This is a genomic window from Mesorhizobium sp. GW821-FHT07A06 (assembly GCF_059419085.1).
In genome coordinates this window covers 251,483-264,410 of the sequence record NZ_JBWKRC010000008.1, presented here as the reverse complement: position 1 = coordinate 264,410, position 12,928 = coordinate 251,483, and the positions used below count along the sequence as shown (strand labels likewise).

Genomic DNA, 12,928 nt, shown 5'->3' with positions numbered 1-12,928 from the left:
AAGGTGTCGGGCCCGGATATGCAACGGATTCGGGTCCGACGCTGAAACGAAATCAAGCGGCACGCCAAATTGGTTTGGGGTGCTGTTGTCCGGGATTGAGGTTGCTTATGCCTGCACATGATGCCCTGTCTTTTCTCATGGCGTGGACCTTCGCGCCGTTCCGGGTCGGCTCCGTCACGCCGTCCAGTTCCAGCCTGGCGGCCTTGATGACGCGCGATATCGGTCCCGAAACCGGCCCCGTGCTGGAACTCGGTCCCGGGACCGGCCCGTTCACACGGGCGCTGCTGTCACGCGGGGTGAGGGAAGAGGATCTGACGCTGATCGAATCCGATCCGGATTTTGCGGCACTTCTCATGCGCCGCTTTCCCGCCGCCCGGATTTTCGAGACGGATGCCGTCGGCCTGCGCCATCTGTCGCTGTTTCCCGGGCCGGTGGTTGGCGCTGCCGTCAGCGGGTTGCCCTTCCGACTGATTTCGCCGCGCAAGACGCTTGCCATTCTCGAAGGCGTTTTCGCGAACCTTCGCCCGGGCGGGGCGCTCTATCAGTTCACGCTCGGCCGGCGCTGTCCGTTCGACCAGTCGCTGCTCGACCGGCTCGATCTCGAGGTCACGCGGGTCGGTCATACCTTTCGCAATTTCCCGCCGGCAACGGTCTATCGCATCGCCAGGATCAAGACTGCTGCGTCCTATGACTGGCGCTTCGCATGACCGGGCCGCTGTCGGCCATTCTCGGCTTCGGCCTGTTCGGCGTCTTCTGCCTTGCCTTCACCGAGAAGATCCTGCCGGTTCCGCCCTCGCATGTGCTGCTGCTGTTCCTCGGCATGACGGCTGCACCGGATGGCTTCACACTGGCGATCCTGCTGGTGGTGACGACGCTTGCCTCCTTCCTTGGCTGCCTTGTCTGGTATGGGGTTGGCCGCCGGATCGGATTCGACCGTGCAGATCGCATGATCGAACGGGTCGGCAGATATGTCTTCCTGCGCCCCGCAACCTACCGCAAGCTCGGCCAGGCCTATCGCTGCAATCATGTCCGCGTATCGCTGCTGGCGCAATTCATCCCGACCGTGCGCAACTATCTGCCGATCGCGGCGGGCGCCCTCAGTCTGCCGGCGTTGCCCTTCGCGATCGCGACGCTGCTCGGCGCCACCATTTGGAATGCGGGCTTCCTCCTGACAGGCTATCTCTTGCGCGGCAGCAGCCAGGATTCCTTCACGGTGGGCTTGCGCATCATCGTTATTGTCGTGGCGCTGGAAACGGCGTTCATGCTGGCATTGCGCTATGGGCCCGCATGGCGGCGGCGCATCCGGCTGGTGCTCGGCTGAGCGCGCTGCCCCAGTCTCCGGTCATGGGATAAGTTCCGCCGTCGGCTTTTCTTCGCCCGGCCGCCGGTGTTTAGTCCGGCGATGGCTTTCACCATCCGACAGTTGCAATTCTTCATCGCCGTCGCCGAGCAAGGCACGGTGTCGGGCGCGGCACAGAACCTCTCCATCTCGCAATCCTCGGTCACCGAAGCGATCAAGGAACTCGAAAGCGATCTCGGCGTCGAGCTGTTCGAGCGCCATCCCCGTGGCCTCAACATCACCCACAAGGGCCATCAATTCCTGCGTCATGCGACCAAGATCCTCGCCGACGTGTCCGATGCGCGACGCTCTTTCTCTGGCGAGCAGGCCGTGGCGGGCGGCCGGCTGCAGCTCGGCGTCACCTCGCTGGTCGCCGGCTATGTGCTGTCGGACCTGCTCGCCCGCTATCGCCGCGCCTATCCGGGCGTCGAGGTTTCGGCCATCGAGGACAATGGCGACTACCTTGAACATCTGCTGATCGGCGGCAAACTCGACATCGCCGTCATGGTCACTTCCAATTTGCGCGATCGCACGGCGCTGCAGTCCGAAATCCTCGAGGTCTCGGCCTACCGCCTGTGGCTGCCGCTCGGCCATCCGCTCGCCGGCGCCGACATCATCGGCATTGGCGACATCGCCGGCGAACCGCTGATCATGCTCACCGTCGACGAGATCGAGGAGAACACCGGCAAGCTGCTGACGGCGATCGGCGCCAAGCCGCATGTCGCCTTCCGCACCCGCTCGGTCGAGGCAGTGCGCAGCCTGGTCGCCACCGGGGCCGGCGTGGCGCTGCTGCCCGATCTTGTCTACCGGCCATGGTCGCTGGAAGGCGACCGCATCGAATCGCGCGATATTTCGGGCTCCTTGCCGGTGGTTCAGGTCGGCATGGTCTGGCGGCGCGGCTCCGGCCTGCCGCAGGCGGCACGGGACTTCGTCGGCCTTGCCCAGTCGCAGCGCACGGTCCGCCAACGCCCCTGATTGAAGAGTGTTCATCTATCGGAAAAACCGATATCGCCTTTCTGATAAATGAATTTGCGAAACCGGAATTTTCCAAGCACCTTCCGTTCCACGGACCAAGCCGCCACCAGAGCGACATCAAGTCCATAGGACGAACCGGCAGTTTTTCAGTCCGCGCTTGATCTGGCGAAAACCGGAGCGGTTTCGGGATCAGGCGCCAAAATGGGAGATCGATGATGAATTCATTCCTGAAGTCATGCACTGCGCTGACGGTCGCGCTGACCTTCTCGGGTCAGGCCATTGCCCAGGTCAAGGAACTCGGCAAGGGTGAAGGCCAGGTCAACATCGTTGCCTGGCCGGGCTATATCGAGCGCGGCGAGACCGACAAGGGCTATGACTGGGTTACCGCCTTCGAGAAGGAGAGCGGCTGCAAGGTCAACGTCAAGACCGCCAACACGTCCGACGAGATGGTCTCGCTGATGAACGAAGGCGGCTTCGACCTCGTCACGGCTTCAGGCGACGCCTCGCTGCGCCTGGTCGCCGGCAAGCGCGTGCAACCGATCAACACCGATCTCATCCCGAGCTGGAAGGCGGTCGACGATCGTCTCAAGGACGCGCCCTGGTTCACCGTCGACAAGGTGCACTACGGCGTTCCCTATCAGTGGGGCCCCAACATCCTGATGTACAACACCGAGGTGTTCAAGGAAGCGCCCAAGAGCTGGAACGTCGTCTTCGAGGAGATGAAGCTGCCGGACGGCAAATCCAACAAGGGGCGCGTCCAGGCTTACGACGGGCCGATCCACATCGCGGACGCCGCCAACTATCTGATGTTCCACAAGCCGGAACTCGGCATCAAGGACCCCTACGAGCTCAACGAAGACCAGTACAAGGCCGCTCTCGACCTGCTGCGCGTCCAGCGCACGCTGGTCGGCCGCTACTGGCACGATGCCGCCATCCAGGTCGACGATTTCCAGAATGAAGGCGTCGTGGCATCCGGTTCGTGGCCTTACCAGGTCAACACGCTGGTCGCCGCCAAGAAGCCGGTCGCCTCGACCGTGCCGGAAGAAGGCGTCACCGGCTGGGCCGACACCACCATGATGGAAGCCGACGCGGCTCATCCGAACTGCGCCTATATGTGGCTTGAGCATTCGCTGTCCCCGAAAGTGCAGGGCGATGTTTCGGCCTGGTTCGGTTCGCTGCCGGTCGTGCCTGCGGCCTGCAAGGGCAATGAATCGCTCGGCGAGGAAGGCTGCAAGACCAACGGCTACGACAATTTCGACAAGATCAAGTTCTGGAAGACGCCGGTCTCGAAATGCGTCACCCAGAACGACCAGTGCGTGCCTTACTACCGCTGGGTGTCGGACTATATCGGCGTCATCGGCGGACGGTGATCGTCTTTACCCTCCCCTTGTTGGGAGGGCCGACGCGCAACGTCGGGTTGGGGGCAGCGCGGGCGTTCGTGCCGGATCACCCCCACCCGCGGCTTCGCCGCGACCTCCCCCATGGATGGGGGAGGTAAAGTGGCCCGCGAATTTGCCATCCAAGCCATGATTTGCAGGCGAAGATGATTCAATAGAACAAAACCGGCAACAGACTGACAGCCCATGACCTCTGCCGTCTCCTTTCATAAAGTCTCCCGCCATTTCGGCAGCGTTCGCGCCGTCGACGCGGTCGATCTCGACATAACGCCGGGCGAGTTCTTCGCCATGCTTGGGCCGTCGGGTTCGGGCAAGACGACCTGTCTGCGCCTGATTGCCGGTTTCGAACAGCCGACCGCTGGTTCGATCTCGATCTTCGGCGAGCGTGCCGAGGGCGTGCCGCCCTACCGCCGCAACGTCAACACCGTCTTCCAGGATTATGCGCTGTTCCCGCATCTTAATGTGCTGGACAACGTCGCTTATGGGCTGATGGTCAAGGGCGTCGGCAAGGCCGAGCGCCACAAGGCGGCCGAGGAAGCGCTGTCGCTGGTCAGGCTGCCCGGCTACGGCGCCCGCCGGCCCGGCCAGCTTTCCGGCGGCCAGCGCCAGCGTGTCGCGCTCGCCCGCGCGCTGGTCAACCAGCCCAAGGTGCTGCTGCTCGACGAGCCGCTCGGCGCCCTCGATCTCAAGCTGCGCGAGAACATGCAGGAAGAGCTGAAATCGCTGCAGAAGGCGCTCGGCATCACCTTCGTCTTCGTCACCCACGACCAGGGCGAAGCGCTTTCGATGGCGGACCGCGTTGCCGTCTTCAATGACGGCAGGATCATGCAGATCGGCACGCCGGAGGATATCTATCAGCGGCCGAGAACCCGTTTCGTCGCCGATTTCGTCGGTTCCTCCAATATATTGCCGCCGGATTTTGTCCAGCGCTATTCCGGCCAGCATCGCTGGGGCAGTCTCCGTCCCGAATCCATTCGCGTCGGCCGTGCCGCAAGCGGCGAAGGGGTTTCTGCCCGCCTCGTCTCGACCAACTATCTCGGCGCCACCACCAGGCTGGCGCTCGATGCCGACGGATTGAAGCTGCACGCCGTGGTGCCGGCCGGCACTGCCCTGCCGGCGGAAGGCGAGGCGGTGGTGCTCACCTTCAACCGCGAGCACCTGCATCTGATGGACGAGCCGGCATGAGCGTCGACGCCACCATGCCGCGCGCCACGGCTCCCGCCATCCTGCCGGGCAGCGGCGGCATGCGCGGTGCGCTGTCGGACCTGTTCTGGCGCCGGCCGCGACTGCTTCTGCTCCTGATGCTGTTGCCGCCGGTGCTGTGGCTCGGCATCGTCTATATCGGCTCGCTCTTCGCGCTCTTGGCGCAGAGCTTTTTCTCCATCGACGAGTACTCCGGCCTGATCAACCGCCAATTCACGCTGAAGACCTATGGCGACCTGTTCCAGGCCGCCAATCTCGACATCATCCTGCGCACGGTGACGATGGCGGCACTCGTCACGCTGGCCTCGGCCGTCGTCGCCTTTCCGATCGCCTACTATGCGGCGCGCTATGCACGCGGCCGCTGGAAAGCGCTGTTCTATCTCGGCGTCATGCTGCCGCTGTGGTCGAGCTACCTGGTCAAGATCTACGCGTGGAAGCTGATCCTGGCCAAGGAAGGCATTTTGACCTGGCTGCTCGCCAAGTTGCATCTGCTGTGGCTGCTTGATGCCTGGCTGTCGCTGCCGGTCGTCGGCGGCAACTCGCTGTCGGTGTCGTTCACCGGCACCTTCATCGTCTTCGTCTATGTCTGGCTGCCTTTCATGATCCTGCCGGTTCAGGCAGCGCTTGAGCGCGTGCCCGGCAATCTGGTCGAGGCCTCGTCCGACCTCGGCGCCTCGCCGGGGCAGACCTTCCGCAATGTTTTGTTCCCGCTGGCGCTGCCCGGCATCGTCGCCGGCTCGATCTTCACCTTCTCGCTGACGCTGGGCGACTACATCATCCCGCAGATCATCGGCACGTCGCGCCTGTTCATCGGCCAGGCCGTCTATTCGCAGCAAGGCACGGCCGGCAACATCCCGCTCGCCGCCGCCTTCACCGTGGTGCCCATCGTCATCATGGGTTTCTACCTCTGGGGCGCCAAGCGCATGGGGGCTTTCGATGCGCTCTGATCGTGGTCAATCCGCTCCGCTCGGCCTGAAGATCGCCGCGGCCTGCGGCCTGCTCTTCCTGCACCTGCCGATCCTGCTGATCTTCGTCTATGCCTTCACCACCGAGGAAAAGAGCTTCGTCTGGCCGCCGCCGGGGCTGACCACGCAGTGGTTCGCCGTCACCTGGAACCGGCCTGACGTCTGGGAGGCGCTGTCGCTGTCGGTGCGCGTCGCCGCCATCTCGACGGCGATCGCACTGGTACTTGGCACGCTGTGTGCCGCCGCGGTGTCGCGCACAAGATTCTTCGGCCGCGAAACCATTTCGCTTTTGGTCATCCTGCCGATCGCGCTGCCCGGCATCATCACCGGCATCGCGCTGCGCTCGGCCTTTGCGCTGGCCGATATTCCCTTCTCGTTCTGGACGATCGTGCTCGGCCACGCCACCTTCTGCGTGGTCGTGGTCTACAACAACGCTGTCGCCCGCTTCCGCCGCACCTCCGGCTCGATGATCGAGGCCTCGATGGATCTCGGCGCGGATGGTTTCCAGACCTTCCGCCATGTCGTGCTGCCCAACATCGCCACCGCACTGCTTGCCGGCGGCATGCTGGCCTTCGCGCTGTCCTTCGATGAGGTCATCGTCACCACCTTCACCGCCGGCCAGCAGCAGACTGTGCCGATCTGGATGCTGGAGGAACTGATCCGTCCGCGCCAGCGCCCGGTCACCAATGTCGTGGCCATGGTCGTCGTGCTGGTGACGCTGTTGCCCATCCTGTTTGCCTACTACCTGACCCGCGACGGTGATCAGATCGCGGGTGCGGGCAAATGAGAACAGTGAGTAGTGAGTAGGAAAATCCACAGCCGGAGCCTGCGCATCACTGACCACCAACTACTCACTATTCACTACTCACTTCGGTTCAAGGAGAAACCCGATGGACACCCAGATGCTGATCGGCTCGAAGTTCGAGAAGGGCGCCGAGACCGAGGAGCCGATCCTCAATCCCAAGACAGGGGCAACCATTCTCAACCTGCCCGAGGCCAGCCAGGCGCAGATCGAGGCGGCTGTCAGTGCCGCCGAACAGGCGTTCGTCTTGTGGTCGCGCACCACGCCGGCGCAGCGCTCCGGCTATCTGCTGAGGATCGCCGACCGCATCGAGGCCGAGGCCAAGGATTTCGCCACGCTCGAGGCACTGAACTGCGGCAAGCCGATCAATGCCGTGCTCAATGACGAGATCCCGGCGATCGTCGACTGCTACCGCTTCTTTGCCGGCGCGGTGCGCTCGATGCCGGGCGTTGTCGCCGGCGAATATCTGCCTGGCCACACCTCGATGGTGCGGCGCGACCCGATCGGCATCGTCGCCTCGATCGCGCCCTGGAATTACCCGCTGATGATGATGGCCTGGAAACTGGCGCCGGCGATCGCCGGCGGCAACACGGTCGTCTTCAAGCCCTCCGAACAGACGCCGCTCACGGCGCTGAAGCTGGCGAAAATCCTGGCCGAGATCCTGCCCGAAGGTGTCGTCAATGTCGTGCTTGGCCGTGGCGACAGCGTCGGCAACACGCTGATCAACCACCCCAAGGTCAACATGATCTCGATCACCGGTGACGTCGCCACCGGCAAGAAGGTGCTGCAGGCGGCCGCCAAGTCGGTCAAGCGCACCCATCTCGAGCTTGGCGGCAAGGCGCCGGTCATCGTCTTCGACGACGCCGATCTTGGCGCCGTGGTCAATGGCCTGCGCGCCTTCGGCTACTACAATGCCGGCCAGGATTGCACCGCTGCCTGCCGCATCTATGCCGGCAAGAAGATTTACGACAAGCTTGTCGCCGATCTGTCCTCGGCGGTGTCGACCATCAAGTACAATTTGCCCGACGATACCGAGAACGAGATCGGGCCGCTGATCTCGCGCCGTCAGCGCGATCGCGTGTCGAGCTTCGTCGAGCGCGCCTCGGAGCTGAAGCACATCGAGATCACCACCGGCGGCAAGCCGGGCGAAGGCAGCGGCTTCTATTATCAGCCGACCGTCGTCGCCGGCGCGCTGCAGGAAGACGAGATCGTGCGCCGCGAAGTCTTCGGCCCGGTCGTCTCGGTCACCCGGTTCTCGGAAGTCGACGAGGCGGTGAACTGGGCCAATGACAGCGACTACGGCCTGGCCTCATCGGTGTGGACGAAGGATGTCTCGCGCGCCATGGCGACGGCCGCCCGCCTGCAATATGGCTGCACCTGGATCAACACCCACTTCATGCTGACCAACGAGATGCCGCATGGCGGCCTCAAGCAGTCCGGCTACGGCAAGGACATGTCGCTCTATGCGCTGGAAGACTACACCGCCGTCCGCCACGTAATGGTGGCGCACGGATAGGCTGGGAAGGAAGGCAAGCATTCAACGAGAGGGAGAAAGACAATGCAGCGCCGACAGTTTCTGACATCCGCAGCCATCGCCGCCACGTTTCTTGCCGTGGCGCCGTCCTTCGCCGCCGATACCGCGCAGTCGGTGGTCGAAGCCTATGTCGCGGCCTGGAATGCGCATGACTCGGCCAAGGCCGCCGGCTATTTTGCCGACGACGTCACCTACTACGATGCTTCAGTCGGAAAGCCGGTCGCGGGCAAGGACGCCGCCAAGACAGGCGTCATCGACAATTTCCTGAAGGCTGTTCCCGACGCCGTCTGGACGATGAAGGGCAAGCCCGTCGTCGACGGCGACCGCGTCTCGTTCGAATGGGAATTTTCCGGCACCAACACCGGGGCCTGGGGTGACGGCACGGCTGCGACCGGAAAGAAGTTCTCTTTCACCGGTGCCTCGATGTTCTCGATCAAGGATGGCAAGATCGCGACCCAGAGCGACTACTACGACGCGCTCGGCTTCTACAAGCAGCTCGGTCTCATGTAACAACGGTGTGTCTGCACCCTTCTCCCCGTTGCCGGGGAAAAGGGTGTCGGCCGCTACTCGACAATACGATAGATGTTCCACAGGCTGGTGCCTGACACGACGTAGGGCTCCATCTCCTTGCCCCATTTGGCGTGTGCGTCGATCTTGCCGATCTTGGCGAAAAACGCCTCCAGCTGGGCCAGGCTCTCGACCTGATGATGGGATTCGACCGTCGCCTCCCGCGCGCCGATCGATCCGGTCATGATCTGGAACTGGAGGTCGGCGAGACCGACCTGTGAGCCAATCTCGCGTTCCCATTTCTTCAGCAATTCGAGCACGGTCTGCTTGTGGCCGAATTTGGCGTCGATCTGCCATCTGGCGCTGAACATGGCGGCCTCACTCGTCCCAGGCCTGCACGACCGTCTGGCGTGCGATCTGCCCGTTCTTCAGTTCCAGCATCGCCGCGGCGAACACTTTTGTGCCGTCCGGATAGGCGCAGGCCTGGGTAAAGGCCAGGCTGTTGCCGTCGGCGATCGTTGTATCGACCTTGTGGGTCATTGCCCGGCTGCAGATATCATCCCAGAAGGTGGTGATCGCCGCCCGCCCACGGATTTCGCGCGGTTTGCTCGGCGGGTTGTTGCGGTCGATCACCCGCACCAGCGCGTCATCGGCATAGAAGCTCGACAGCATCTTGCCGTCACGGGTTTCGATCGCCTTCTTGATGGCCGCGCCATCCACGGCTTGGGTCTTGGTCAGCATTTTATCCTCCATGGCCCGTCTTCACGATCGGGCGGTTGACGTTTGCAAGTCTGCCCGGCGCTTATCGGCGGGCAGGGTCTTTCACTGCGACTTCGCCTTGACGGCCGCGAAGACGTCGTCGGTCTGCTTCTTGAAAGTGGCGAGATCGACCTGGCTGCCATTGAGCATCGTCGACCAATGGCGAACGATCGCCGCCATGGCGATCGCCTCCTTGATCTCCTCGTCGCTCGCGCCATTGAGCTTGGCCGCCTCGGTGTGGAAATAGATGCAGTACTGGCAGGGGATCTGGGAGGCCACCGCAAGGCCCATCAGCTCCTTGGTCTTGCCGTCGAGCGCGGTCTTGGGGTTGAGCTGCACCCCCTTGATCTCGGCCCAGGCACCGGCGACCGCGACGTCGGGCAGTGTCCTGAACATGTCCGGCACCGAGCCGAGCGTCGCCTGGATGTCCTTGTAGGCGGCTGTCGCCGATGCATCCTCGGCCTTTGCGGGAGCGATCGCGGACAGCGCGCCAATGCCTGCCGCGATCACAAATGATCTGACATTCGGTTTTGACTTGAGCATTTCCTCCTCCGTTCGCAGCGCCTTCCCGGCGGCATCCGCCTGGCCTGCATGGGGGAAATTGATAGCGCTACATCGGCATGCCCGCTTCGCCCGAAAGCGCCATGGCTCTCATGGCCCGTCCGGGCCAGTGTGCCTGACGGAAAATGCCGCCGCCGCAGCTCGCGATGGCAGGTCGAGTTTGAGCAATATGTTGGCGACGTGGCGCTTGACCGTGTGCTCGCTCAGCCTGAGCTCGGCGGCGATCGCGGCATTGCTCTTGCCGTCGGCAATCAAGTTCACCACCTCGCTTTCGCGCGCCGTCAGGCAGGCAGGCTCGGTCGCCTTGGCCTTTGGGCGGCAAGCCGGTTCCAGATGCTGTTCGGACATCGCCAGGACAAGCGCCAGCGGCTCGTCCAGTTCGTCGATGCCGATGCGGCCGGCGTCGGTGAAATGAAGCCCTGACCCGGCGGCCAGGTCGGCGACCAGCCGCGACGCCAATATGTCGCCGCGCCCGGCATGCGTGGCGAGGTGCATCGTGACGCGGCCCGTCAATCCGGTCGGTGGCCCGCGCAACTCGATCTCGCCGACATGCGCCCCCTGGGCGCTCGCCACGCCGATCTGCTGCGCCGCCTCGCGCAACGACGCCGCGCAACGCAAGGCGCGCCCTGGCCCATCGAAGCGCGAAATCATCGTTTCGCCATGCATGTCCACGCAGCGCCCGCCATGGCGCCCGACAAGCGTCCGCCATGTTTCCTGGAAACGCTCACAGCGTTCGCTCCACATCCGGTCGCCAAGCCGCGCGGTGTCGTAGATGCGCGTCACCAGAAGCGCGGCCAGGACGCGTTCGGCTTCCGCCACGGCGCACTCGCCGGTCAGGAATTCCTCGATCAGGTCGGCCACCCGGTCGACATCGCCGGTCCAGATCGGATGGTCGCGTCCCGGGATTTCGGCCAGCCGCGCATTCGCGATCTTCCTGGCCAGGAAGCGGCTGGCGTCGGGATCGACCCGGGCATCGTTGCGGCGATGGATCAGCAGCGTTGGCGCGCTGATTGCGGGCAGCACGCCGCGCACGTCGATCTCCGCGTTCATCCGCGCCAGTGCCGCCGCTGCTGTCGGGCTCGCCGACAAGCGCTCAAAGCGCGCCCACCAGGTCGAAAAACGGGTGTCATCCACCCGTCCCGGCGCGAAACTGGGCAAGGTGGCGCCGGTGCCCCAGGCCGTTTCGGCCGTCGCGATGAAGGCATCGAGGCGTTCGGGCGGCATCACCCATTTGTGGAAATGCGCATAGCCGCCATAGAGCGCCAGCGCCCGCGTCCGTTCCGGATAGGTGGCGGCGAACAGCATTGCCATGGGCGCGCCTTCGGAAGCGCCAAGCAGTGCCGCCCGGCCGCTGCCCGCCGCGTCCATCACCGCGCGCACATCATCCATACGCATTTCGAGACTGGGCAAGTGATGGACATCGACACGATCGGAAAGACCCGTGCCGCGCTTGTCGAACAGGATCAGCCGGGAGAATGCCGACAGCCGTCTCAAGAGCCTGGTATAGCCCTCGTCTTCCCAATGCAGGTCGAGATTGGAAATGAAGCCCGGCACGAAAACGAGATCAAGTGATCCCTGGCCGACCACCTGGTAGGCGATCCGCACCTCGCCACTGAGGGCATATCGGGTCTCGATCGGCCTCACGAGTTCTTCCGCCCGGCCTGACGATTTCTGATCGTCGAACATAGCAGAGCCGCATCGATAGCGGCAGCTCAAACTTTAGCAAAAGGAAATATAAGTCCGTGCGATCCGCAGGCTACTTTTGCGAGGCGGTAAGGTCGGCTGGGGAGGGATTCAGTCCGAGCTTGATGTCGGCCTCGGCCGGCGAGATCGGGCGCTTGATCCTGGCGGATGCGGCCACGACGAGTTCGTCGAAGCCTTCGCCGCTGTCCAGCATCTCGAAGAACTGCCGCCGCATCCTGGGCTCCCAGAACTTGTTGATATGCTCGGCGACGCCCGCGACACCTTCCTCGCGCGGCCTCGAATGAAAAAAGGTCGCGATCTGATTGGCCATGCGCACCAGCTTTTCGCTCGTGCTCGTGATGTGGTCTTCGTCATGCGACATGCTGGGCGGCTCCATAGATCACCCGGTCGGGGTGAGTGAAAACATCGAAATCGTCGCCGCGCACCAGCGCCACCAACGTCATGCCCGCCTCCTGCGCCGTGCGGATGGCAAGCGCGGTCGGCGCCGAGACGGCAATGATGAAGGCCGAGCCGATCGCCGCCGTCTTCTGCACCATCTCGACCGAGACGCGCGACGTCACCACGACAGCGCCCGACGCGCCGTCGATGCCGGCTTTGGCCAACGCGCCGGCCAGCTTGTCCAGCGCATTGTGGCGGCCGACATCCTCGCGTGCCATCACGACGCCCTTGCCCGGGATGTAGAAGCCGGCGGCATGCACGGCTCCGGTTTCCGTGTGCAGCGGCTGCACCTTCGACAACAGCCTGACGGAGCGCACGATGTCATCGGCATCAAGCGTAAGTTTTGACGCACCAACGGCGTCAACCGACCGCAGTGCTTCCTCGATGGATTCAATGCCGCACAACCCGCAGCCGACCGGCCCGGCAAGCCTGCGGCGCCGCGCCTCGAAGCGCGTATTGGCAAGGTCCTTCAGCCGGATCTGGATATCGATTCCGGCGCCATGATCCTCGACCTCGATCGCCTCGATCTCTTCAGGGGAAGCAATGATGCCTTCGGTCAGCGAGAAGCCGAGCGCGAAATCCTCGAAGTCGGCCGGGCTTGCCATCATTACCGCATGCGTGGTGCCGGCGAAGGAGAATGCCACCGGCGTCTCCTCCGGCACCATGCGGTTGGCCGCAGCCGTGCCACTGGCACGGTGCGCCAGCCGCGATATCTCAGTCGTTGCTTTGCGGCGCGCGGCCAAG

The 12,928-nt window shown here is 63.8% G+C and carries 15 protein-coding genes; 9 read left to right on the top strand and 6 right to left on the bottom strand.

Annotation, left to right across the window (positions count from 1 at the left end; all coding sequences use genetic code 11):
- Positions 1 to 107: 107 nt before the first annotated feature.
- From AC07SZ_RS24710 to AC07SZ_RS24670, 9 genes are all read left to right on the top strand, one after another.
- A complete protein-coding gene (locus AC07SZ_RS24710) occupies positions 108 to 707 on the top strand; it encodes a class I SAM-dependent methyltransferase (protein WP_494916253.1) in 600 nt (199 codons plus the stop codon).
- Positions 704 to 1,321 carry a DedA family protein gene (locus tag AC07SZ_RS24705; protein ID WP_494916252.1) on the top strand — a complete coding sequence of 206 codons (618 nt, stop codon included), beginning with the start codon at positions 704 to 706 and terminating at the stop codon, positions 1,319 to 1,321. Before AC07SZ_RS24710 ends, AC07SZ_RS24705 begins: the two co-directional genes overlap by 4 nt.
- An 81-nt stretch (positions 1,322 to 1,402) precedes the next feature.
- Positions 1,403 to 2,314: a LysR family transcriptional regulator gene (locus tag AC07SZ_RS24700; RefSeq protein WP_056569659.1), complete on the top strand. Its 912-nt coding sequence runs from the start codon at positions 1,403 to 1,405 to the stop codon at positions 2,312 to 2,314.
- 215 nt (positions 2,315 to 2,529) lie between these two features.
- Positions 2,530 to 3,684: an ABC transporter substrate-binding protein gene (locus AC07SZ_RS24695; protein ID WP_494916251.1), complete on the top strand. Its 1,155-nt coding sequence runs from the start codon at positions 2,530 to 2,532 to the stop codon at positions 3,682 to 3,684.
- A 213-nt stretch (positions 3,685 to 3,897) separates the two neighbouring features.
- Positions 3,898 to 4,896, top strand: a complete 999-nt coding sequence (locus AC07SZ_RS24690; protein ID WP_494916250.1) for an ABC transporter ATP-binding protein — start codon at positions 3,898 to 3,900, stop codon at positions 4,894 to 4,896.
- Entirely contained in the window at positions 4,893 to 5,861 is a 969-nt protein-coding gene (locus AC07SZ_RS24685; protein WP_056569664.1) for an ABC transporter permease, read from the top strand. Before AC07SZ_RS24690 ends, AC07SZ_RS24685 begins: the two co-directional genes overlap by 4 nt.
- Positions 5,851 to 6,666 carry an ABC transporter permease gene (locus tag AC07SZ_RS24680; RefSeq protein ID WP_494916248.1) on the top strand — a complete coding sequence of 272 codons (816 nt, stop codon included), beginning with the start codon at positions 5,851 to 5,853 and terminating at the stop codon, positions 6,664 to 6,666. The genes AC07SZ_RS24685 and AC07SZ_RS24680 overlap by 11 nt, the downstream gene beginning before the upstream one ends.
- Positions 6,667 to 6,769: 103 nt before the next feature.
- Complete coding sequence (locus AC07SZ_RS24675; RefSeq protein WP_494916247.1) at positions 6,770 to 8,197, top strand: gamma-aminobutyraldehyde dehydrogenase; 1,428 nt, start codon at positions 6,770 to 6,772, stop codon at positions 8,195 to 8,197.
- Positions 8,198 to 8,239: 42 nt separating this feature from the next.
- Positions 8,240 to 8,725, top strand: coding sequence for an ester cyclase (locus AC07SZ_RS24670; RefSeq protein ID WP_056569672.1), 486 nt, complete (start codon positions 8,240 to 8,242; stop codon positions 8,723 to 8,725).
- A 53-nt stretch (positions 8,726 to 8,778) separates the two neighbouring features.
- On the opposite strand, the gene AC07SZ_RS24665 is transcribed toward AC07SZ_RS24670, so the two are convergent.
- From AC07SZ_RS24665 to fdhD, 6 genes are all read right to left on the bottom strand, one after another.
- The gene (locus AC07SZ_RS24665) at positions 8,779 to 9,093 is read right to left on the bottom strand and encodes a hypothetical protein (RefSeq protein WP_023775764.1); all 315 of its coding nucleotides are present in this window, start codon (positions 9,091 to 9,093) and stop codon (positions 8,779 to 8,781) included.
- Positions 9,094 to 9,100: 7 nt separating this feature from the next.
- Positions 9,101 to 9,463, bottom strand: a complete 363-nt coding sequence (locus AC07SZ_RS24660) for a nuclear transport factor 2 family protein (protein ID WP_056570412.1) — start codon at positions 9,461 to 9,463, stop codon at positions 9,101 to 9,103.
- Positions 9,464 to 9,544: 81 nt separating this feature from the next.
- A complete protein-coding gene (locus AC07SZ_RS24655; protein ID WP_056569675.1) occupies positions 9,545 to 10,024 on the bottom strand; it encodes a carboxymuconolactone decarboxylase family protein in 480 nt (159 codons plus the stop codon).
- A gap of 108 nt (positions 10,025 to 10,132) precedes the next feature.
- Positions 10,133 to 11,686, bottom strand: a complete 1,554-nt coding sequence (locus tag AC07SZ_RS24650) for an alpha/beta fold hydrolase (RefSeq protein WP_172371039.1) — start codon at positions 11,684 to 11,686, stop codon at positions 10,133 to 10,135.
- Between the two features lie 112 nt (positions 11,687 to 11,798).
- Positions 11,799 to 12,107: a formate dehydrogenase subunit delta gene (locus AC07SZ_RS24645; protein WP_494916245.1), complete on the bottom strand. Its 309-nt coding sequence runs from the start codon at positions 12,105 to 12,107 to the stop codon at positions 11,799 to 11,801.
- Positions 12,097 to 12,927 (bottom strand): formate dehydrogenase accessory sulfurtransferase FdhD, encoded by an 831-nt coding sequence (gene fdhD, locus AC07SZ_RS24640; RefSeq protein WP_494916244.1) that lies wholly within the window; start codon positions 12,925 to 12,927, stop codon positions 12,097 to 12,099. Before fdhD ends, AC07SZ_RS24645 begins: the two co-directional genes overlap by 11 nt.
- Position 12,928 lies beyond the last annotated feature (1 nt).

What these genes read in the sequence shown, in the direction of transcription:
- AC07SZ_RS24710 (WP_494916253.1), top strand. Translation starts at nt 108, where the DNA reads ATGCCTGCACATGATGCCCTGTCTTTTCTCATGGCGTGGACCTTCGCG.
- AC07SZ_RS24705 (WP_494916252.1), top strand. Translation starts at nt 704, where the DNA reads ATGACCGGGCCGCTGTCGGCCATTCTCGGCTTCGGCCTGTTCGGCGTC.
- AC07SZ_RS24700 (WP_056569659.1), top strand. Translation starts at nt 1,403, where the DNA reads ATGGCTTTCACCATCCGACAGTTGCAATTCTTCATCGCCGTCGCCGAG.
- AC07SZ_RS24695 (WP_494916251.1), top strand. Translation starts at nt 2,530, where the DNA reads ATGAATTCATTCCTGAAGTCATGCACTGCGCTGACGGTCGCGCTGACC.
- AC07SZ_RS24690 (WP_494916250.1), top strand. Translation starts at nt 3,898, where the DNA reads ATGACCTCTGCCGTCTCCTTTCATAAAGTCTCCCGCCATTTCGGCAGC.
- AC07SZ_RS24685 (WP_056569664.1), top strand. Translation starts at nt 4,893, where the DNA reads ATGAGCGTCGACGCCACCATGCCGCGCGCCACGGCTCCCGCCATCCTG.
- AC07SZ_RS24680 (WP_494916248.1), top strand. Translation starts at nt 5,851, where the DNA reads ATGCGCTCTGATCGTGGTCAATCCGCTCCGCTCGGCCTGAAGATCGCC.
- AC07SZ_RS24675 (WP_494916247.1), top strand. Translation starts at nt 6,770, where the DNA reads ATGGACACCCAGATGCTGATCGGCTCGAAGTTCGAGAAGGGCGCCGAG.
- AC07SZ_RS24670 (WP_056569672.1), top strand. Translation starts at nt 8,240, where the DNA reads ATGCAGCGCCGACAGTTTCTGACATCCGCAGCCATCGCCGCCACGTTT.
- AC07SZ_RS24665 (WP_023775764.1), bottom strand. Translation starts at nt 9,093, where the DNA reads ATGTTCAGCGCCAGATGGCAGATCGACGCCAAATTCGGCCACAAGCAG.
- AC07SZ_RS24660 (WP_056570412.1), bottom strand. Translation starts at nt 9,463, where the DNA reads ATGCTGACCAAGACCCAAGCCGTGGATGGCGCGGCCATCAAGAAGGCG.
- AC07SZ_RS24655 (WP_056569675.1), bottom strand. Translation starts at nt 10,024, where the DNA reads ATGCTCAAGTCAAAACCGAATGTCAGATCATTTGTGATCGCGGCAGGC.
- AC07SZ_RS24645 (WP_494916245.1), bottom strand. Translation starts at nt 12,107, where the DNA reads ATGTCGCATGACGAAGACCACATCACGAGCACGAGCGAAAAGCTGGTG.